The 19,136-nt window shown below is 47.0% G+C and carries 19 protein-coding genes; 14 read left to right on the forward strand and 5 right to left on the reverse strand.

Annotated elements, in window-relative coordinates; all coding sequences use genetic code 11:
• Positions 1–101 precede the first annotated feature (101 nt).
• The 3 genes from LC508_RS00415 to LC508_RS00425 all read right to left on the reverse strand — a co-directional run bounded on the left by LC508_RS00415 (position 102) and on the right by LC508_RS00425 (position 1,015).
• Positions 102–350: a hypothetical protein gene (locus LC508_RS00415; protein ID WP_033143695.1), complete on the reverse strand. Its 249-nt coding sequence runs from the start codon at positions 348–350 to the stop codon at positions 102–104.
• A gap of 81 nt (positions 351–431) precedes the next feature.
• Positions 432–683 carry a helix-turn-helix domain-containing protein gene (locus LC508_RS00420; protein WP_033143696.1) on the reverse strand — a complete coding sequence of 84 codons (252 nt, stop codon included), beginning with the start codon at positions 681–683 and terminating at the stop codon, positions 432–434.
• A gap of 113 nt (positions 684–796) precedes the next feature.
• Positions 797–1,015 carry a helix-turn-helix domain-containing protein gene (locus LC508_RS00425; RefSeq protein ID WP_033143697.1) on the reverse strand — a complete coding sequence of 73 codons (219 nt, stop codon included), beginning with the start codon at positions 1,013–1,015 and terminating at the stop codon, positions 797–799.
• 731 nt (positions 1,016–1,746) lie between these two features.
• Here LC508_RS00425 and LC508_RS00430 point away from each other — a divergent pair.
• The 5 genes from LC508_RS00430 to LC508_RS00450 all read left to right on the forward strand — a co-directional run bounded on the left by LC508_RS00430 (position 1,747) and on the right by LC508_RS00450 (position 6,052).
• On the forward strand, positions 1,747–1,956 hold the full coding sequence (locus LC508_RS00430; protein WP_146051727.1) for a hypothetical protein: 210 nt from the start codon (positions 1,747–1,749) through the stop codon (positions 1,954–1,956).
• A 221-nt stretch (positions 1,957–2,177) separates the two neighbouring features.
• Entirely contained in the window at positions 2,178–2,729 is a 552-nt protein-coding gene (locus LC508_RS00435) for a DUF2284 domain-containing protein (protein ID WP_033142249.1), read from the forward strand.
• Positions 2,730–2,833: 104 nt separating this feature from the next.
• Entirely contained in the window at positions 2,834–3,886 is a 1,053-nt protein-coding gene (locus tag LC508_RS00440; RefSeq protein WP_103732404.1) for an ROK family protein, read from the forward strand.
• On the forward strand, positions 3,883–5,166 hold the full coding sequence (locus tag LC508_RS00445; protein WP_225305286.1) for an MFS transporter: 1,284 nt from the start codon (positions 3,883–3,885) through the stop codon (positions 5,164–5,166). Before LC508_RS00440 ends, LC508_RS00445 begins: the two co-directional genes overlap by 4 nt.
• Positions 5,153–6,052, forward strand: a complete 900-nt coding sequence (locus LC508_RS00450; protein ID WP_103732402.1) for a PHP domain-containing protein — start codon at positions 5,153–5,155, stop codon at positions 6,050–6,052. Before LC508_RS00445 ends, LC508_RS00450 begins: the two co-directional genes overlap by 14 nt.
• A 33-nt stretch (positions 6,053–6,085) precedes the next feature.
• Here LC508_RS00450 and LC508_RS00455 read toward each other — a convergent pair whose 3' ends face one another.
• Positions 6,086–8,095: a right-handed parallel beta-helix repeat-containing protein gene (locus LC508_RS00455; protein WP_033142245.1), complete on the reverse strand. Its 2,010-nt coding sequence runs from the start codon at positions 8,093–8,095 to the stop codon at positions 6,086–6,088.
• Positions 8,096–8,288: 193 nt separating this feature from the next.
• Here LC508_RS00455 and LC508_RS00460 point away from each other — a divergent pair, with 193 nt between their 5' ends.
• On the forward strand, positions 8,289–9,221 hold the full coding sequence (locus LC508_RS00460; protein WP_033142244.1) for an AraC family transcriptional regulator: 933 nt from the start codon (positions 8,289–8,291) through the stop codon (positions 9,219–9,221).
• A 47-nt stretch (positions 9,222–9,268) separates the two neighbouring features.
• Here LC508_RS00460 and LC508_RS00465 read toward each other — a convergent pair whose 3' ends face one another.
• Positions 9,269–10,654, reverse strand: a complete 1,386-nt coding sequence (locus tag LC508_RS00465) for an MATE family efflux transporter (RefSeq protein WP_054352312.1) — start codon at positions 10,652–10,654, stop codon at positions 9,269–9,271.
• A 188-nt stretch (positions 10,655–10,842) separates the two neighbouring features.
• Between LC508_RS00465 and LC508_RS00470 the strand changes: the two genes are divergently transcribed.
• The 8 genes from LC508_RS00470 (at position 10,843) to LC508_RS00505 (ending at position 19,136) form a co-directional block, all read left to right on the forward strand.
• Positions 10,843–11,064 (forward strand): cation transporter, encoded by a 222-nt coding sequence (locus tag LC508_RS00470; RefSeq protein WP_033142242.1) that lies wholly within the window; start codon positions 10,843–10,845, stop codon positions 11,062–11,064.
• A 56-nt stretch (positions 11,065–11,120) separates the two neighbouring features.
• Positions 11,121–13,016, forward strand: a complete 1,896-nt coding sequence (locus tag LC508_RS00475) for a heavy metal translocating P-type ATPase (RefSeq protein WP_103733171.1) — start codon at positions 11,121–11,123, stop codon at positions 13,014–13,016.
• A gap of 151 nt (positions 13,017–13,167) precedes the next feature.
• Positions 13,168–13,836 carry a FadR/GntR family transcriptional regulator gene (locus LC508_RS00480; protein WP_033142240.1) on the forward strand — a complete coding sequence of 223 codons (669 nt, stop codon included), beginning with the start codon at positions 13,168–13,170 and terminating at the stop codon, positions 13,834–13,836.
• 114 nt (positions 13,837–13,950) lie between these two features.
• Positions 13,951–15,198: an enolase C-terminal domain-like protein gene (locus LC508_RS00485; protein WP_033142239.1), complete on the forward strand. Its 1,248-nt coding sequence runs from the start codon at positions 13,951–13,953 to the stop codon at positions 15,196–15,198.
• Between the two features lie 12 nt (positions 15,199–15,210).
• Positions 15,211–16,212, forward strand: a complete 1,002-nt coding sequence (locus LC508_RS00490) for a TRAP transporter substrate-binding protein (protein WP_054352313.1) — start codon at positions 15,211–15,213, stop codon at positions 16,210–16,212.
• A gap of 15 nt (positions 16,213–16,227) precedes the next feature.
• Positions 16,228–16,728, forward strand: a complete 501-nt coding sequence (locus LC508_RS00495) for a TRAP transporter small permease (protein ID WP_054352314.1) — start codon at positions 16,228–16,230, stop codon at positions 16,726–16,728.
• Positions 16,728–18,011: a TRAP transporter large permease gene (locus LC508_RS00500; RefSeq protein ID WP_033142236.1), complete on the forward strand. Its 1,284-nt coding sequence runs from the start codon at positions 16,728–16,730 to the stop codon at positions 18,009–18,011. Before LC508_RS00495 ends, LC508_RS00500 begins: the two co-directional genes overlap by 1 nt.
• Before the next feature lie 90 nt (positions 18,012–18,101).
• Positions 18,102–19,136 (forward strand): alcohol dehydrogenase catalytic domain-containing protein, encoded by a 1,035-nt coding sequence (locus LC508_RS00505; protein WP_033142235.1) that lies wholly within the window; start codon positions 18,102–18,104, stop codon positions 19,134–19,136.

A 19,136-nucleotide genomic window follows, 5' to 3' on the forward strand; every position in this document is an offset into this window, starting at 1 on the left:
AGGTCCAGGTTTTATCACCAGGGCCTTGAAAATCAAGTTTTATGCTGTTATAATTTAGTTGCTGGGGGAGCGGTGGCAAGCCCGCCCTCCCTTGGTATTCTCTAAGCTATTTTCTTTTTTAATTCGTCTACTTCTTTTTGCAAGTCTTTAATCATCTGCAAAAGCAGGCTCGTGTTTTCGTTTTCAAGCTTGTTGATTCTGTAGTATTGCTTGATTTCTTCCATGTTTGATTCCACCATATTTATCTTATCCGTAAGCCGCGTCTGGACATTGTCAAGTTCAGATAGAATCATGTTTGTTTGTGAGTTAAGTAAATCTGCAATTGATTTTAAATCTTTTTCATCTAACATTTTAAGACCTCCATATTTGATTTGTTAAAGACACTTGCCCTTCTTTAACTGTCTTTATTTCATCGCTTTTAAAAGTGATAATCAAGCTTTTGAAGAGAACTTTGATAAAAGATTTTTCTTTTCCTCCTCATTTTCCACATACATGATGATATCTTTTGGTTGCATATCTAAAATGGTACATACCTTGTTTAGAGAATCCAAAGAAATACTTGTATCTTCATTTTTTATCTTTTTAAGGGTGTTTTGACTTAAAACTTTTGTGGTTTTTGCTTTATACATATTTAAGCCAGCACGTTCTAATGCTTCTCCCACATTAAATTTGTATTTTAACATATGGCATGACCTCCTTTATTAAAGAGTAACACATGCCTCATAGTTAGTCAATAAAATATCATCTTAAAAAGTTATAAACTATTTTTAGTTTAATACCAAGAAACTAATTAAACTTATTTTGGTTTATTTTCGCTTTCCACATATTTGATAATATTTCCAGGTTGCATATCCAGTAATTCACATAATTGTTCAAGTGTTTTAATTCCGACCATATCCCCCTTTCTTAACTTTTGCATTGCAGACTGGCTCAATATGTTTTCTTTTAATATGCGCGTGCTGTTATACCCTGATTCTTTCAAGGTGTCAATAACATTGATTTTATAAACAAGCATTTAGAATACCTCCTTTTCTTATATTGTAAAACTACCTCGTTTTAATGTCAATAAAATAATCCAAAAAAAGTTTAAAAATCCATTGACAATAAACCAAATATGGTTTATAATGTAATCATAGAAAGGAGGTGAGAACAATGGGAAAGAAAAAGAAAAGCGGCAATGAGAAACGGCTCGCAACCATCCTTCTCATTACCGCAACACTTAATCTAATCCAAGCCCTGATTGATTTAATCAATCATCTGCTAGATTAGGGGGCGGGGGCGAAAGCCCCTTCCCTTAAAATAAGGATATCGTTTTCTTTGCCCATTGTCAAGTATGGCAACCATAGAAATTATATTAGATGTCGTGCAGATTATTGTTAGCACAGGAATCATTGTGGTGTTACTCAAAGACCGGAAATGCAAATAGGAACCACCGGACCGGCGCCCGGTTATGCGTCGGTAAAAAGATAAAAGCATTATACATCCGTTTCAGGGGACGAATTAAAGGCATTTAAGAACCACCTAGAAAAAATCGAGGTGGTCAAAAATAGGACTTCTCACCTATACCTCTGGACAGAAAAAGGTGCCCTCCTCCACGCCAAGTCCCTTAACACTGACAAGGCGTGGGAGGTGTATGATTATCTGGTGGATTTCTATTTCCGAGCGCAGAATGAGATAAAGGTGGGTAATCAAATAACAGGTCTAGTCACAACGGCAAAACAGCAGACGTTGCAGGTGGTAAATATCATGGACAATGATGAAGCGCAAAAATTGATTATTAATCTTAAAAAGGGTATGGCAACGCTGGAGGTATTAATAGATGGTTGTAACAAGCGCATAGAAAGAAGTAAGTATGAAAACCTTAAATCAGCGATTGCCGAAGTAACGATGACGGTTGCAAACAATGCGAGCAAATTAGCATTGTTGGAACCAGGGCCGATGGAACAGTGGTATTAAAATAAGACTGTTGAACGGATGGGCCGCTGCTAATAAATGAATTTTAAACCATTGATAACCTCAATGTGCCCATTCCTCAGTACCTGCCTCATCATCGGTTTTACACCCATGGAGAGAAGATAAAGATAGCAGCAGTCACAGAGAGATGTTATACTGAAAGAAGAATACAAAAAGAAAATTACCCATTGTCAAAAACAGAGACACACGGGAGGAAAGAGAATATGTACAAAACAGAAACTTATACAGCAGTGGTACCGGTGGAGGACTACATAGAAGGCTATGTGGATGTGGACACATTTCTGGAGTGCTGCAGGGCATGTCCGAATTATGAAAAGGTATGGTCCTGCCCATCTTATGATTTTGATGTTCTGTCATACTGGAGGAAATACGAGACCCTGGAACTGACAGCCGTTAAAATAATCTTTGATGAGGAGTTTGCAGGGAAGGCATTTACAAAGGCGGAGCAGGATAAAATCCTTGGACAGTCCCTCCGTGTGGAGAAGGAAAAGCTGTCGGAAATGCTCTGGGAGAAGGAAAAACAATATCCGGGAAGTATCAGCCTGTCAGCAGGCTCCTGTATTTTGTGCGAAGGAAACTGTACCAGACCGGATAAAAAAGCGTGTCGATTTCCGGAAAAGATGCGTTATTCCATAGAATCCATCGGAGGCAATGTGGGACTGACACTTAGCAAGCTGATGGGAATAGAACTGGAATGGATGGAAGAGGGAAGGCTGCCCCATTATTTTGTTCTGGTATGCGGGCTTTTGAAGTAAACAATATATGGAAGAAAAAGGAAGTTGACAGAGAAAGATATTTGCTGTACACTTTTATCATAAACTTATAAAAGTATCTGATAAAAGTGAAAAGGAGAATGCATATGGACACTCTGACTGCCAGACCAAGAGTATTGAAACAGGCAAATCTTTCCCTCATACGAAAAGTCCTGAAAGCAAAAGGAACTGCCACCAGGGCAGAGATTGCCTATGAGACGAAGATCAGTTCCACCACAGTCCGTTCTCTGCTGTCTGAAATGATGCAGAACGGAGAAATCGAGAGTGTTGGATACGATGAATCCAGCGGAGGAAGAAAAGCAGAGCGCTATGGGTTCCGGCCCAACCGGTATTACGGCGCGGCTTTCTGCATCACAGGAGACCAGATCTACGGTCTGCTGATCAATGTCTGCGGAGAGATCGTGGAAAAAACAAGGCTGGAGGCAGCAAACGGAGATTTTGAAAGCGCCATCACCGCTTGGATGGATGAACAGATAAAAAAAAGAGAAATCAAGTCTATAGGCATTGGCGTACCCGGCGCGGTGGAAGGGAAAGGGTACTGGAGAACAAATGAGGCGGACGGGAAATTATATAAAATAGATATTGGCGACAGCCTTGAAAAGCGGTACAAGATTCCTGTGGTGCTGGAAAATGACCTGAATGCCACTGCCATCGGATTCGGACGGTGTTACGCAAAGGAGTTTCCTTGTGAGAATCCGGAGAACACGAATATGGCTTTTCTCTACTTTGAAAAGGGCTGTGTAAGTGCCGGTTTTATCTCAGGGGGCAGAGTTGTACGCGGACATCATAATTTTGCAGGGGAGCTGGGTCTGCTGCCCATGGAAGACGGAAAGACGCTGGATGCGTGCATGGCAGAGCCTATGGAGGATGTCAGATATGTTGATCTGGTGGTTCGGGTCATCAGTTTTATCTGCGGGATTCTGAATCCGCAGTATGTGGTCCTTGGCGGCCCGAGTCTGCAAAAGGACTGTATCGGGCCTATCGGTGACGGGCTTTCCGCCTTCCTGCCTAAACACCTGCTGGCAGAGATTCTCTACTCCCCGGATGTGTGGCATGATTATTTTGACGGGATGGCAAGTCTGACCGCTGCAAAGATGTTTGATGAGGTACAGTTTATAAAGGAGCAGCCATGTTTATGAAGCGGAGAGAGAAAATTCTGGATACCGGGCCACGGATCTGCTTTTTTGTGCAGACAGCATTTGGAACGGCGTTTTCGTATCTGACCAGCGGCGTGTTTTTAAGTGGCCTTGCGCTTCTTATGGGAGCAGGGGATGTGCTGGTCAGTTATCTGAGCGTGATCGTGAATATCTGCGGGGTGCTGATCCTTGGATTTGCGGCATATCTGGAGCGGTTTCAGAGCCGTAAGCGGCTGACTGTTATATTTACGGCACTTTCCAGAATCGCCACGCTTTTCATTGTACTCATACCGGCTGTGGTGCCGAACCGGATGCAGATCGCCGTCTTTGTCCTGGCGGTGGTCATGGCTTTTACGCTTCAGGCCCAGACGACGGTAGTGCTGAACCAGTGGATGATGGGGTTTATGGATGAAAAGAAAAGCGGACGTTACATATCACTGAGACAGACGCTGACACTGGGCGTTACGGTCCTGTTATCTGTGGCTGGCGGTTTCTGGATGGACCATATGCAGGGGGAATACCTGGGATTTGCCGTTCTGTTCGGGGCAGCGGCGGTGATGAGTATCTGTGAAGTCATGCTTCTGATGCGGACACCTGACAGCGCGCCGTACCGGCCTTTGAAAATAAATTGCGGACTTGGGGATGCACTGAAGATACCTCTGAAAGACAGGAAGTTTGTGGGATTTGTGGTTTATATCCTGGCTTTTTATCTGCTTCTCAATATTTCAGACAGCTTTACCATGGTGTATATGATGAAATATCTGGCACTTCCCTATAAAACGGTGACGGCTATGTATATGATCATATCCCTGCCCCAGATCGTGCTTCTGGGCTTATGGGGGAGGATCAGCGATAAGCGGGGACATGAATTTGTTTTGAAAACCTCCATCTGGCTTTTTGCAGGTGAGACATTGTTTATGTCTTTTGCGGCGCCGAAGAACTGCCTGTTGTTTATTCCGGCTGCGTTTCTTATATCTTCCGTTGCAAATGCCGGTTTTGTAGTCGCTGTGTTTAACAGACGGTATGAGCTGATGCCGAAAGACAACAGGATCATGTATGATAATTTTTATACGGCAGTTATTGGACTCGGGTTTATTTTAGGCCCCATGATCGGAGGGGCAGTGAAAGGATTTCTGGAGGCAGGCGCAGCAGTGAAATCCACTGCTGCCATAAACGGAATTCACTGCCTGTATCTGATATCTACGGCAGGCATTCTGCTGCTGCAGGTCATTTATTACCGTGTGCAGGGAAGAAGGGAGGTGTGTGTCCATGTCAAGGGTTGATCTTCATATCCATACAAAGTTCAGTGATGACGGGGAGTTTTCTCCGGAAGAGATCATCAGGCAGTGTGAGGCATGCGGGATGGAGTGGATTGCCGTAACAGACCACAATAGTGTCCGTGGCGTGGCCGAGGCTTTAAAAGCAGCCGTTAAAGTCAGGGTTATCCAGGGTGTGGAGCTGGACTGTGTGTATAGAGGACAGAATTTTCACCTGTTGGGATATGGCATTGATGTGAACCGTGAAGAATTTGCAGCCGTGGAACAAGATATTTTACAACAGGAGAGAAGGGCGGCAGAGGAAAAAATCCGGCTTTTCCGGCAGGCAGCAGGTATTGTGGTGGATGCGGATGAAATTCTTGCCGGGGCAGATAACGGCGTTGTGACCGGGGAACAGATTGCTGAACATGTCTTAAAACGCGGGGATGCAGACCGGTATGAAATACTGGCCCCCTACCTTCCGGGCGGGGAGAAAAGTGATATGCCAAATGTGCGGTTTTACTGGGATTTTTTTGCAAAGGGAAAGCCGGCCTATGTGGAGATATCCTATCTATCCCTTCCTGATGCTGCGGCCCTGATACACAGCGCGGGCGGTGCGGCGGTTCTTGCGCATCCGGGGCAGAATCTGGGCGGAGATGATGAACTGCTGGATCAGATCACGGAGGAGAAGATTGACGGCATTGAAGTATTTTCTTCCTACCACAGCAGGGAGCAGGCACTGCATTATCTGGAAGCCGCGGAACAAAAAGGCCTGTTTGTCACCTGCGGCAGCGATTTCCATGGCAAAAATAAGCCGAACATCGTACTGGGAGGTCATAATGCCCTGTGGAGCGATGAAAGACTTACATCAGAATTGAAAAAATGCTCCTTATGGAAACTGCCTGTTCTATAGCAGAACAGGCGGTCCCATAAGGAGCGGTAAGAATTATAATACATCCTCTATTTCACATCCGCAGGCAAAAGGACCTGCAAGCGGCATCATATCGCGCTTTCTTCCAAAGTAATCCCGGTCAAATACAATAGGAGTTCCGTCAGGTGCTTCAAATTTCTGTTCCGGCTCAAATGCCTCACCCAGCAGTTCTGTGCTTACAAACGGAGTCTCAAATTTTGGCAGGTAATCATACAGATTGGTCTCCAGACGGTATTCTCCGCCTTCCTCTTTTAATTCCAGCGTGATCTTGTGTTCCTCATCCACTTTATAATTTTCCTCTGCATCACACGGTTTGGCGCCGTTAAAGTATACATTGCCTCCGGTGTAGATGGGAAGATGGTCATAATAGATGTCTTTGTTGTCATGGTCCACAGCAGTCTCTGCGTTGAAGCGTCCAAAGTACGTCTCTGCCGTGGGATATCCGTCGTACGGTTTTGTTCCGCAGATAAACTGGTATTTATCCATGGTGCCCATGCCCTCAGATTCCGCATAGGCAGCCAGGTCCCGGCGGATTTCCTTCTGCACGAATATATTGTTGTAGAAACGTGCATCACCGTGAAGGATCGTCATAAATCCGGCAACCTCTGTGCGGTGCGGTACGTGATATGGCGTATACCTCGGGGATGGCAGATATTGTCCGCCGTTATCTACACCGGCGCCTACCCAGGTAAAGGAACCTGCGATCAGGTTGTGTACAAGAGCGGTGCCCTGTGTGCTGATGCGGCATGCGCAGTCGGACAGAAGCAGATTGTTGTCAACCAGTGTGGGACCGTGGGAAACCTCGATAAAAATGTCCTCAGCCAGAGCCAGACCATTGGCAATCTCTGTTCCTTTTGGCGGAACATTGTCGTGGAACAGATTCTGTGTGACACGGGTCCCCTGTGCCTGCCAATCCAGCCACAGGCCGCGGGTGCAGTGGTGGAAATGGTTGCGGCGGATGATCACGTCAATGGCAGCATGCATTTTGATACCGCCGATCTCTGCGCCTGCCAGGTCCTGTTTATTGTTGATATGGTGAATGTGGTTGTCCTCGATCACAGAGAACACGCCGCCTAAATGTCCTACAATACCGGTCTGTCCGCAGTCGTGGATGTTGCAGCGGCGGACAATGTGGGAACCGATGTTCTCTTTTGTCCATCCCTCAATCTGTGCCTGGCAGATGGCGTCACGTTCTGTCTGGGTTCCGTCTTTATAGAATCTGGTGGTCCACTTGTTTTCATTGTTCGGCTGCAGATATTTTCCCAGGGAGATACCGGAGCATTTGGAATCGGAAACCTCACAGTCCTCAATGATCCAGCCCTTTGACCAGTGGGGGCCGATCATGCCTTCCTGGTAAGCAGTGGGCGGTGCCCATGTGGTAGCTGCCTGTTTTACCGTGAAGCCTGACAGCGTGATATAATTAACGCCTGTCTTATCCGGGTAGAAGCAGTTGCGCCGCACATTGATCTCCACATTTTCCTTGTTGGGGTCAGCACCCTGGAAGTTGGCGTAGATGACAGTGAAGCCGTCTTCCTGTTTTGTGTACCATTTGTAGAGGGTAAAATCCGGGTCCCAGGAACCTTTGTAAATGGATGGGTTTGTGACATCCTCCAGTGAAAATGCCTCATACATGGATTTGCCGTTTATGTATACCTCACCGGTATGCACCGGTTCCGGAGCACGGTACCAGTCACCTGCAATGACTGTGGTGTAGGGGTTATAGCAGCCGAAGATACCGTTGGGAATACGGGCTGTCCAGACATTGCCCTGATACTGTGTCCAGTTTTTTACAGGTTCCGCGCCGGTAATGACAGCGGCCAGCGGCTCCTCTGAGCGGTAGACAATACGATTGTTTTCGTCTGTACCGCCGTTTTTCGGATTTACATATTCCCGGTAAATACCCGGAGCTACCAGGACTTCGTCTCCTGCGCGGGCGGCAGCGGCTGCCTCACTGATGGTCTGAAACGGTTTTTCCTTAGTACCGCATCCGTTTCTGGGAGCATTTGCGGCTACATAATAAATCATAGATGTTATCCTCCTTTGGCTGTTTAAAACTAGTTACTATTCACAGTCCTGCAAAAAGCGCAGTTCTGTGAACAGTAACTTTTCTATTGACCTTCCCGGTCTTGTGATAATATAATTATACTGTGGATTTAGGGATATATAAATAATCATACTGCCTGAAAATATAAGAATCCTGCCATATACGGAGGTCGCTATGGTACAATTCAGAAAATTGGATATGGACGGAAGAAAAAAGGAAAAAATCGTTTATCAGAATCAGATGCTTCACTATGGCTTATATGTGCCGAGACCGGAGGCGTATTTCTTCGGGGATATTCCGTGGCACTGGCATGATGAATTTGAGTTCGGACATATTTTGGGCGGAAGTATGCAGTATAAGACCAATCATCATGAATTCATACTGCATGAGGGGGACGGAATATTTGTCAATTCCGGGGTTCTGCATTATCTGCATCCTCTGGAGCCTGTGGAGGAGGTAAGGCTGCAGTCACAGTTCTTTGACCGTTCTTTTCTGGCAGGCGCATCGGGAAGCATTCTGGATATCAAATATATTGTTCCTGTGCTGGAACAGAAACAACTGGACGCAGTGCCCCTTTACTGTTCCGATACGGGAAGCGCGGAGTTTCTGGAAAAAATGAGGGAAGGGGCAGAACTGAGCAGCAAGGGGGAGCCATTTTTTGAGCTTCGTCTGCGGAATCTTTTCTCAAAGCTCTGGGAGATGGTGTATTCCTGGGCAATGGATGAGAAGAAAAGCGGGACAGGTTTCAACGCCCTGGAGGATGAACGAATCAAACAGATGCTGTCCTATATTCAGGAACATTACAGTGAGAAGATCACGGTGCAGGATATTGCATCCAGTATACATATCAGTGAGCGGGAGTGCTACCGTCTGTTTCAGACGAGTCTTGGGGAGACACCTGTGGAGTTCATGATCTCCCTGCGTCTGCAGAAGGCACAGGAGCTGCTGCGTTATACGGATAAAAGTGTTCTGGAGGTGGCTGTGGAGACCGGATTCGGGACCAGCAGCTATTTTGGAAAAATATTTAAACAATATCATCATATTACACCGAAACAGTATAAGAAGCTTAATTTTGACAGGAAAGAACATCCCGAAAAGGAGACCTGAAACGTGTGCGGCTGTCTGCGGAAACGCAAACAGCCGCACACGTTGCTTTACGCCGGAAGTTCTCCGTCTGCGGGCATCCGCCTTATCTCTTTCCGGACCAGAAGAACTGCCAGGATACCGGCAGCCGCGTCCGCAATAGGACCGGCATACATGACTCCGTCAATTCCCATAAAGAGGGGGAAGATCAGGATCATGGGGATCAGGAACAGAATCTGTCTTGTCATGGAAAGCACAATACCGCGGGTGGCTTTGCCGATGGAAGTGAAAAAGTTAGCGGTCACCGGCTGCAGGCCGTTCAGGAAGGTACAGAACATAAAAATGCGGAAATACTTCTGGGCAAACTGATAATAAAGCTTGTCTCCGGAACCGAAAAGGCTGACGATCTGCCTGGGGAAGATCTGGAAACATATAAATGCAGTCACAGCCAGAATAGTTGCTGTTCCGGCTGCGCACAGATACGTCTTTTTCACCCGGGAATAGTTTTTGGCGCCGTAATTAAATCCCACGATCGGCTGTGAACCCTGGGCGATCCCGATGACAATGGACAGGAATACCATATTCACCTTGGCTACGATCCCTACCACCGCAAGGGGAATGTCGCTTCCGTAGACGGAGTGGGAACCATAGTGGCGAAGCACATTGTTCATGGTTATCTGGACCACGGTAAGGGCCAGCTGATTGAAGCAGGAGGCCATTCCGAGGGACGCGATAGCTTTGATACAGTGAGACCGGGGAATGAGATTTTTAAGCTTCAGCTCCACGGTTTTATACCGGGGCAGATAGAAGAGGACCAAACAGGCGGAGAATACCTGGCCGGTCACCGTTGCCCATGCAGCTCCGGCAATACCCCAGCCGAAGGTAAAAATGAACAGGGGGTCCAGCACAGTATTGATCAGAGCGCCGGAGACCATGGATATCATGGAATAGGTAGGACTGCCGTCCGCCCGGATCAGATGGTTGCCGCCTGTTGTCAGCATAAAAAACGGAATGCCCCAGGTGGTGATCCCCACATAGGTCATGGAATAGGGCAGAACCTTGGGGGTAGCGCCGAAGGCCAGGATCAGCGGCTTCAGGAACAGGCGGATCAAAATGACCAGGATGAGGCCGCACAGGATGAGGCTGCCGAAACCTGTGCCTGCAATATGCTTTGCCTTTTCTTCATGTTTACGTCCAAGTTCCAGATTAAAATTGGAGGCGCCTCCGATTCCTATGAGGAGAGCGATAGCTGTAGTTATGGTGGTAATGGGAAAAGCCACGTTTGTCGCGGCATTTCCGTACATGCCCACGCCCTGCCCGATGAAGATCTGGTCCACAATATTATACAGCGCGTTGACCAGCATGCTGATGATAGCCGGTACCGCGAATTTGGGCAGTAATTTACCGATGGGGCTGAAGCCCAGCGGGTTTTCTTTTATCTGTTGCGTATTCTCCATATGAGTTCTCCATCCTTTCTGATTTTATTTTAAGCCATCTGAAGAAGAAATCCAATACAGAAATTTGATGAATCTGAAAAAAAGAGAAAATAGTATTGACAGACAGGATAATACTTTGTATATTATATATGAACATATGAATATGTATTCATATGAAAACAAGATGAACGGAAAAGGAGAAAGTAAATATGAGAAAAACATTTAAACTGGTAGATTTAGACTGTGCACACTGTGCTGCAAAAATTGAGGACTCTGTAAGGAAGATGGAAGGTGTAACCGGAGTAGAAGTGAACTTTCTGAGTCAGAAGATGGTTCTGGAGGCATCTGAGGAGTATTTTTCTGAGATTGCGGACAAAGTGGTGAAACGGATTCGGAAAATTGAGCCGGATGTCACAGTGAAAAAAATTTAAGATCATTGCGGCAGGGGGAACTGCCTGCCGCCGCAATTTATGAAAGGAAGAGAATTATGACAAAAAAACAGAAAAAACAATTATACCGCATACTCACATCCATTCTCATTTTTCTGCCGGTCTTATGGCTGCCTCTGAATGAAACAGGAAAATTCATAGGATTTCTTGTCTGTTATGCCGTGATTGGGTGGGATATTATCTGGAAAGCTGTCACCAACATTCTGCATGGTCAGGTATTCGATGAAAATTTTCTGATGACCGTTGCCACTGTGGGAGCCATGTGTCTGGGGGACTATAAAGAAGGTGTGGCAGTCATGCTGTTTTATCAGGTGGGAGAACTGTTTCAGTCCTATGCTGTCAGCAAATCACGCCGTTCCATTGCAGGACTGATGGATATACGCCCGGACTATGCCAACGTTGTGAGGGATGGAAAAGAGACCAGGGTGGAACCGGATGAAGTTCTTGTTGGAGATGTGATTCTGGTCAAACCGGGAGAACGCATACCCCTTGACGGAATCGTTCTGGAGGGCAGCTCCACTCTGGACACCTCTGCACTGACAGGGGAATCCATGCCAAGGGAAACCGGGGCAGGGGCGGAGGTCATCAGCGGATGCATTAATCAGACAGGAACCCTGAGAATCCGCGTATCCAGGCCCTACGGGGAATCCACAGTTTCTAAAATATTGGATCTGGTGGAGAACGCCAGCAGCAAAAAATCAAAGTCCGAGGCATTTATCACACGTTTTGCCAGATACTACACACCCTCAGTTGTGGCAGCAGCAGCACTGCTTGCCATATTGCCGCCTCTTATTACCGGGCAGGCGTTTGCCCCCTGGATACACAGGGCGCTGACCTTCCTGGTGATCTCCTGCCCGTGTGCGCTAGTAATCTCTGTTCCGCTGAGTTTCTTCGGCGGCATCGGCGGAGCTTCAAAGTGCGGTGTGCTGATCAAGGGAAGCAATTACCTGGAGGCACTGGCAAAAGCAGAGACTGTTGTGTTTGACAAGACAGGTACTCTGACGAAAGGGTCTTTTGCAGTGACGCGATGCTATCCCCGGGGAATCACCGGTGAAAGATTACTGGAACTGGCAGCCTGTGCAGAAAAAGACTCCAATCACCCCATTTCCAGGTCTATTGTGAGGGCATACAGAAAGAATACCGAACAGTTTACAGTTTCTGATGTACAGGAGATCCCGGGACACGGTATCTCTGTCACTCAGAATGGAAAAAATGTACTGGCAGGAAATGCAAAGCTGATGAAAAGCAGAAAAATCACGTTTCAGCCAGTGAAAGAAGCAGGTACCGTTGTCTACGTGGCGGAAGACGGGAAATACCGCGGTGCTGTCCTGATCGAGGATGAGATCAAGGAGGACGCAGCCTTTGCTGTCAGCGAACTGAAAAAAGCAGGGGTGCAGAAAACGGTTATGCTCACCGGAGACACAAAGGCAGTGGGCGAAAAGGTAGCAGGGAAATTAGGGCTGGATCTGGTCTATACAGAACTGCTTCCCGCGGATAAAGTGGCACACATGGAAGAACTGCTGGCCAGGACAAGTGAAAAAGGCAGGCTGGCTTTTGTGGGAGACGGGATCAATGATGCGCCGGTGCTCGCAAGAGCAGATATAGGAATCGCTATGGGTGGACTTGGTTCCGATGCGGCAATTGAGGCGGCAGACATTGTCATCATGACAGATGAACCGTCAAAGATAGCGGCAGCTATGCGGATTTCCAGAAAGACACTGGCAATCGTGCGCCAGAATATAGTTTTTGCTCTGGGAGTGAAGGCCGTTGTTCTGCTTCTGGGAGCACTTGGAATTGCATCTATGTGGGCAGCAGTCTTTGCAGATGTGGGTGTTGCTGTCATTGCCATATTAAATGCAGTCCGCGCGCTCCGAGTGCCGAAGGAGGAGAAGGTGTTGAGAAAAGAAAATTTCCGGGAGGCGCCGGCAGGGTGAATTTTACTAAATTGAACCGCTTATTTTCGGCAATTATTTACGAAATCCATTCACTGTGGTAGAATTATTCTATAATTGTATTGACAGAAAAAGAAAAAAGAATATAATGAACTTATCACTTGTCCTACAAGTTGAGACGAAGGGAAGATATATGAAAATAAAACGTGTCAATGTAACCAGCCAGGTGGTGGATTATCTGAAGAAGAATATTGAATCCGGAAACTGGACAGTTGGTGAGAAGATACCGTCAGAAAACCAGATGACAGAGGAGCTGGGCGTGAGCCGTTCCAGTATCAGAACGGCGCTGCAGTATCTGATTGGCCTTGGTGTCCTGGAAAGTGTGCATGGCAAAGGGACTTATCTGATCAACAGCCGTGTGGAGAACTGGGATGAGACGGAGAACAAGATCACATCCGAGGACTGCAGGGATATTGAAAAGGTATTGGAATTCAGAAAAATACTGGAACCAGATGCCTGCAGACTGGCAGTGGAAAAATGTACGCCCAAGATCATCACCGCTCTGGAGACATATCTGGAGCAAATGCAGATGTTCCAGGGAAATCGGGAAAAGTTTGTAAATGCAGACCTGAAATTCCATGAAGTTATCTGCCGTTCTACAGGCAACGCCCTGCTGGAAAAAAGCCTGCACAAGGTTTTCCAGGAGACCAGGCAGAATCATGAACAGATGAATGAACTGTTTGGCTATGATTCAGGGATCCATTACCATGCGCAGATTCTGGATGCATTTAAGAATGGCGATGCGGATGCAGCTCATGATATTATGTATGAACATCTGGACGCAGCTATGAAAAAGCTGTGAATCAGATTCTTACAGAACTGCCTGTTTCCCGTGGGAACGGGCAGTTATATGGAAAATGACAATGTTTTTATATTCTAACTTGTATGATGAGTAACAAGTAATAGGAGGAGAGAGATGTCAGTTAAAATTCAGGACATACGGGTCATATGTACAGCGCCGGAGGGCATTAACCTTGTCGTAGTCAAAGTGGAGACAAATCAGCCGGGATTGTACGGCCTGGGCTGTGCTACATTTGCTTACCGCCATCTGACGGTAAAGCACCTGATCGAGGAATATTTAAAACCGCTTCTTGTGGGGCGGGACGCTGAGAATATTGAGGAATTATGGCAGCTTATGCACCAGAACGGCTACTGGAGAAACGGCCCTATTGAAAATAATGCGATTTCAGGCATTGATATGGCGTTGTGGGATATCAAAGGCAAGATGGCAGATATGCCGGTGTATCAGCTGTTCGGAGGAAAAGTAAGGGAAGGGATTCCGGTATACCGCCATGTGGACGGAAAAGATATCGGGGAAATCTGTGAAAATATTCAAAGATTCCAGGAGATGGGAATTACGCATCTGCGCTGCCAGTGCGGCGGCTACGGCGGGGCACCTTACGGACAGACACCTGAGACAGCGCCGGAAGGGGCACATGACGGGATGTATCTGGACTCCAGGAAGTATATTCGTGACACAGTAAAACTTTTTGGAGAAATCCGTGACAGAATCGGATATGATATGGAATTGGTACATGATGTACATGAGCGCATCGCTCCTGTGGAAGCTATCAAACTGGCAAAGGAGCTGGAACCCTTTGATCTGTTTTTCCTGGAGGACCCGGTTCCGCTGGAGCAGACAAACTGGCTGAGAAACTTGCGGGAACAGACCAGCATCCCCATTGCCCAGGGAGAGCTTTTCAACAATCCTAAAGAGTGGAAAACTCTCATAGCAGAGCAGCTGATTGATTTTATCCGTGTACATATCAGTCAGATAGGAGGCATCACACCAGCCAGAAAACTTCAGATTTTCGCGGAGCAGTTTGGTGTGCGCACCGCATGGCATGGGCCGGGTGATATGTCACCCCTGGCTCACGCGGCAAATATCCATATTGATCTGGCGGCACCTAATTTCGGAGTGCAGGAGTGGTCAGGAATCGAACCGCCTAATTTTGTGATACAGGATCTGAAGGGGCCGCATGGCGCGCTGCTGGAAGTCTTTCAAGGTCTTCCCGAATTTCGCAGGGGTTATGTGTATGCCAATGATAAACCGGGTCTGGGTGTGGATATTGATGAGAAGGAAGCAGCAAAATATCCGTGTGAGAAGACAGTCACCACATGGACGCAGACGAGATTGAGAGACGGTTCTCTGCAGACACCGTAAAGGGAGGGTAACATGAAGGTAAGAAAACTGGCAGCATTGTCCATAGCGGGAATACTCGCAGCACTGGCTATGGCGGGATGCGGCAAAGACAGCAGTATTTATGATGAAAACGGAAAAGTGAGCCTGAGAATGGCACAGACATCAGCAGCAGACGGAGCCATTGGAATCTCCATGGAGGAGTTTGCCGAGAATGTAAAAGAAAAATCAGAGGGCAGAATTGAGATATCTGTTTTCCACAACGGACAGCTCGGCTCAGAGAGAGATAATATCGAGGCATGTGAACTGGGCAATCTGGATATAGCAGTGGTAAATCAAAGTGTGCTGGCGAATTTCATTCCTGAGATCGCAGCGTTTGACCTGCCCTATGTGATCGAGGGTACAGAGCATGCGGATAAGGTGTTTATGGGAGAAATCGGGCAGGACTTTCTCAAAAGACTGGGTAAGGTGGAGCTGAAAGGATTAGGAATCTGGGAATCCGGGTTCCGTAATCTGACCAATTCCAAGAAAGAGATCAACAGTGCCGAGGATGTGAAGGGACTGAGAATCCGTGTTATGGAAAATGAAATCCATCAGAAGCTCTGGAAAGCGCTGGGGGCGGATCCGGTGCCCATGGCCTGGAGTGAGGCATATACCGCAATGCAGCAGGGCGCCATTGACGGACAGGAAAACCCTGCTACGGTCATTGACAAAAATAATGTGGTGGAAGTAAATAAGCATATGGCCATTACAGAACATGTGTATTCCACGGTGTATGTTCTGATGGCGCCCAAAACATGGAATTCCCTCACAGATGAGGACCGGCAGGTCATTGCGGAGTGTATGGAGGAAGCCAACCTTGCGGAGCGGGAACTGAGCCGGAAGATGGATGCGGAGGCTGTTTCCACACTGGAGGAACAGGGAATGAAGGTGACTTATCCGGATAAGACAGAACTGATTGCAGAGACACAGAGTGTCAGGGATACTTACGGTGCAGACTACAAAGAGACTCTTGACAGGATAGCAGCAGCAAAATAGCAAAGGAGAAGGAAGATGGAGAAAGCAAAGCAGGTTTTTAGCAGGCTGCAGGGTGCTGTGAATGCATTGACTGCGGTTATACTGGTGGCAATTATGGTGATCATACTGGTGCAGACTTTTACCAGATACGTTATTTTTTACAGCATACCCTGGTCTGAGGAGGCATCCAGGTATCTGTTCGTGGCAATGATCCTTCTGGGAATCAATATGGGTATATCCCAGAATCTCATGGTACGCATTGACATTATAGATAATTTTCTGCCGTCCGGAGTGAAAAAGGCCTTTGAGATAGGAAGGCAGGTTCTGGCACTGGCTATATCTGCTGTGTTTTTTTACAGCACTTTTGGTATGCTGCGCATTGGAGGATACCAGTTGAGTCCGGCCATGAGGATTCCCATGAATGTTATGTACGGAATCCTGTGTCTCGGATTTGGACTTGCAGTGATTTCCGTAATCTTTAAACTGCAGGAAACCGTAACAATGAAAACAACCGAAGAGAAAGGGGGAAATAACTGATGTCAGCTTCCGCAGCAGCTTTGATCGTTGTACTGATTGTTCTCATGCTTCTCGGCCTGCCGATTACCTGGGCCCTGGGAGGTGCATGCATCTGTGCTATATTTTTAGACCCGGCATTATCACTGGCCATGATCACCCAGAAGATTTTTACGGGGTGTGATAACTTTTCCATGCTGGCTCTGCCCGCGTTCTTTCTGGCAGGTGATATCATGTCAAAGGGCGGTCTTTCCAAAAGGCTGGTGGCCTTTGCAGATTCCTTTGTAGGCTGGATCTCAGGAGGAATTTCACTTGTATCTATTGTGGCGTGTACCTTTTTTGCGGCAATTTCCGGCTCCTCTGTTGCGACAACAGCGGCTATCGGCGGTCTGATGTACCCGGAAATGGTAAAAAGAGGATATCCCAAGGATTATGCGGCAGCCGTACAGGCAATTGGCGGAACACTGGGAATCGTCATTCCGCCGTCCACAGTATTTGTTATTTATGGTAATATTACCGGTGTATCTGTGGCAAAACTGCTGATGGCAGGTGTTCTGCCGGGTATCCTGTGCGGAATCCTGCTCTGTGTATATGCCTTTTATAAAGCAAAAAAATGTAATTTTCCAAAAGAGGCGGGATTTTCCTTCAGGAGATTTCTTCTTTCCTTCAAGGATGCAATCTGGGCATTGATCATGCCCATCGTGATCCTGGGCGGCATTTACGCAGGTATTTTTACTCCGACGGAATCCGCAGTGGTTGCAGTGTTCTACGGATTTCTGGTGTGCATTGCTATCTACAGGGAGATCAGCGGAAAAGATGTATGGGAGATTCTGAAAGGAACTGCTGTCAGCACTGCAAACCTAATGTTCCTGGTTGTTACGGCACAGATGTTCGGATATCTGATCACTTATTATAAGATTCCGGTTGCGGTCACCAATGCATTCATGGCAGTGGCAAGTAATAAATATGTGTTCCTGGCACTGATCATTGTGCTGCTTCTTATCTGCGGTATGTTTCTGGAGGTGGGCGCCACCAATTTGATCCTCGGTCCGATTCTGGCACCGATCGCAGTGGCATTCGGCGTGGACCCGGTTCATTTTGGTATGCTGTTCGTATTTCTGTTGGCACTTGGCCAGGCGACACCGCCATTTGGGACGACTATGTTTGTGGCCTGTGGATTTTCGGAGCAGCCGGTCAGCAAAGTGGCAAAGAATCTAATTCCTTTTGTGGCGGTGGAAGTAGTTTGTGCAATTATTTTTGCCTATGTTCCGGCACTCTCCACACTGCTGCCGAATCTGGTTTCCTGACAGAGAGATGATACTGAATTTTAATTAAGAATATGAAATACTGCCCGGAATTCATTTCGGGCAGGGGGATTACCCGGAAAGGAAAGAAAAATGAAGAATACAATGAAGGAAGTAGTGGTTGTAAGGCCGCATCAGGTAGAAGTGCGTGAAGTCCCGGTTCCCGTTCCCGGTGATGATGAGGTTTTGATTCAGATGAAGGCAGCAGGCGTATGCGGAAGTGACCATCACATTTATCACGGCGCAAATCCCTGTTCTACATATCCTCGTATCCCGGGCCATGAAAATGCGGGGATTGTTGTGAAGGCAGGAAAAAATGCAGCAAATGTAAAAGAAGGAGACCATGTGATCGTAGACCTGATCCACACATGCGGAGAATGTTATCAGTGCAGGATCGGCAGAAAAAATGTATGTGAAAAGGTAATGGTCAGAGGCTCCGGGATGGACGGCGGCTGGAGAGAATATTTTACGGCACCGGCAAATGAAGTTTATAAGATTGATGACAGCGTGTCATGGGAGGACGCGGCTCTTGTGGAACCCTACGCTATCGGTGCGCACTGTACAGCCAGAGGACGTGTAGTACCGGAAGATACTGTCCTGATTCTGGGAACAGGAACCATCGGTGCCATAATCCTGCAGACCTGTAAAGCAAAGGGGTGCAAAACAGTGATCTGCTGTGACATCAGCGACAGCTCCCTGGAACGTGCAAAGGGATACGGCGCAGATTATGTGATCAATACAAAGAAAGAAAATCTGGCGGAAGCAGTCCGGAACATCACAGACGGCCATGGAGTCACCATCGCGTTTGATTCAGCCTGCTTTCCCGGTTCCCTCACAATGATCATGCAGCCGGGGATCGTCTGCAACGCAGGGCGTGTGGTCCCGCTGGGATTTTGTACGAAACCGGAGGAAATCACACAGGCCATGATCAATCAAAGGGAACTGGACATTATAGGAACCAGGATGTCCTGTTATAAATTTGAACCGACCATTGCGTGCATGGAGAAGAAGCAGTTTAACACAGAAGGAATCGCTACTACATTTATAAAATTCAGTGAGATTGAAAAAGTATTTCATTATATGGATAATCCGGAACCGTCGGTAAAGAAAATGGTAATTATGTTTTAG

Origin of the sequence: Blautia parvula (assembly GCF_020215665.1) — a bacterium.
GTDB classification, from domain to species: Bacteria; Bacillota; Clostridia; order Lachnospirales; family Lachnospiraceae; genus Blautia; species Blautia celeris.

Excerpts from the sequence above, each read along its gene's own strand:
- LC508_RS00415 (WP_033143695.1), bottom strand. The coding sequence starts at position 350 with ATGTTAGATGAAAAAGATTTAAAATCAATTGCAGATTTACTTAACTCA.
- LC508_RS00420 (WP_033143696.1), bottom strand. The coding sequence starts at position 683 with ATGTTAAAATACAAATTTAATGTGGGAGAAGCATTAGAACGTGCTGGC.
- LC508_RS00425 (WP_033143697.1), bottom strand. The coding sequence starts at position 1,015 with ATGCTTGTTTATAAAATCAATGTTATTGACACCTTGAAAGAATCAGGG.
- LC508_RS00430 (WP_146051727.1), top strand. The coding sequence starts at position 1,747 with ATGGACAATGATGAAGCGCAAAAATTGATTATTAATCTTAAAAAGGGT.
- LC508_RS00435 (WP_033142249.1), top strand. The coding sequence starts at position 2,178 with ATGTACAAAACAGAAACTTATACAGCAGTGGTACCGGTGGAGGACTAC.
- LC508_RS00440 (WP_103732404.1), top strand. The coding sequence starts at position 2,834 with ATGGACACTCTGACTGCCAGACCAAGAGTATTGAAACAGGCAAATCTT.
- LC508_RS00445 (WP_225305286.1), top strand. The coding sequence starts at position 3,883 with ATGAAGCGGAGAGAGAAAATTCTGGATACCGGGCCACGGATCTGCTTT.
- LC508_RS00450 (WP_103732402.1), top strand. The coding sequence starts at position 5,153 with ATGTCAAGGGTTGATCTTCATATCCATACAAAGTTCAGTGATGACGGG.
- LC508_RS00455 (WP_033142245.1), bottom strand. The coding sequence starts at position 8,095 with ATGATTTATTATGTAGCCGCAAATGCTCCCAGAAACGGATGCGGTACT.
- LC508_RS00460 (WP_033142244.1), top strand. The coding sequence starts at position 8,289 with ATGGTACAATTCAGAAAATTGGATATGGACGGAAGAAAAAAGGAAAAA.
- LC508_RS00465 (WP_054352312.1), bottom strand. The coding sequence starts at position 10,654 with ATGGAGAATACGCAACAGATAAAAGAAAACCCGCTGGGCTTCAGCCCC.
- LC508_RS00470 (WP_033142242.1), top strand. The coding sequence starts at position 10,843 with ATGAGAAAAACATTTAAACTGGTAGATTTAGACTGTGCACACTGTGCT.
- LC508_RS00475 (WP_103733171.1), top strand. The coding sequence starts at position 11,121 with ATGACAAAAAAACAGAAAAAACAATTATACCGCATACTCACATCCATT.
- LC508_RS00480 (WP_033142240.1), top strand. The coding sequence starts at position 13,168 with ATGAAAATAAAACGTGTCAATGTAACCAGCCAGGTGGTGGATTATCTG.
- LC508_RS00485 (WP_033142239.1), top strand. The coding sequence starts at position 13,951 with ATGTCAGTTAAAATTCAGGACATACGGGTCATATGTACAGCGCCGGAG.
- LC508_RS00490 (WP_054352313.1), top strand. The coding sequence starts at position 15,211 with ATGAAGGTAAGAAAACTGGCAGCATTGTCCATAGCGGGAATACTCGCA.
- LC508_RS00495 (WP_054352314.1), top strand. The coding sequence starts at position 16,228 with ATGGAGAAAGCAAAGCAGGTTTTTAGCAGGCTGCAGGGTGCTGTGAAT.
- LC508_RS00500 (WP_033142236.1), top strand. The coding sequence starts at position 16,728 with ATGTCAGCTTCCGCAGCAGCTTTGATCGTTGTACTGATTGTTCTCATG.
- LC508_RS00505 (WP_033142235.1), top strand. The coding sequence starts at position 18,102 with ATGAAGAATACAATGAAGGAAGTAGTGGTTGTAAGGCCGCATCAGGTA.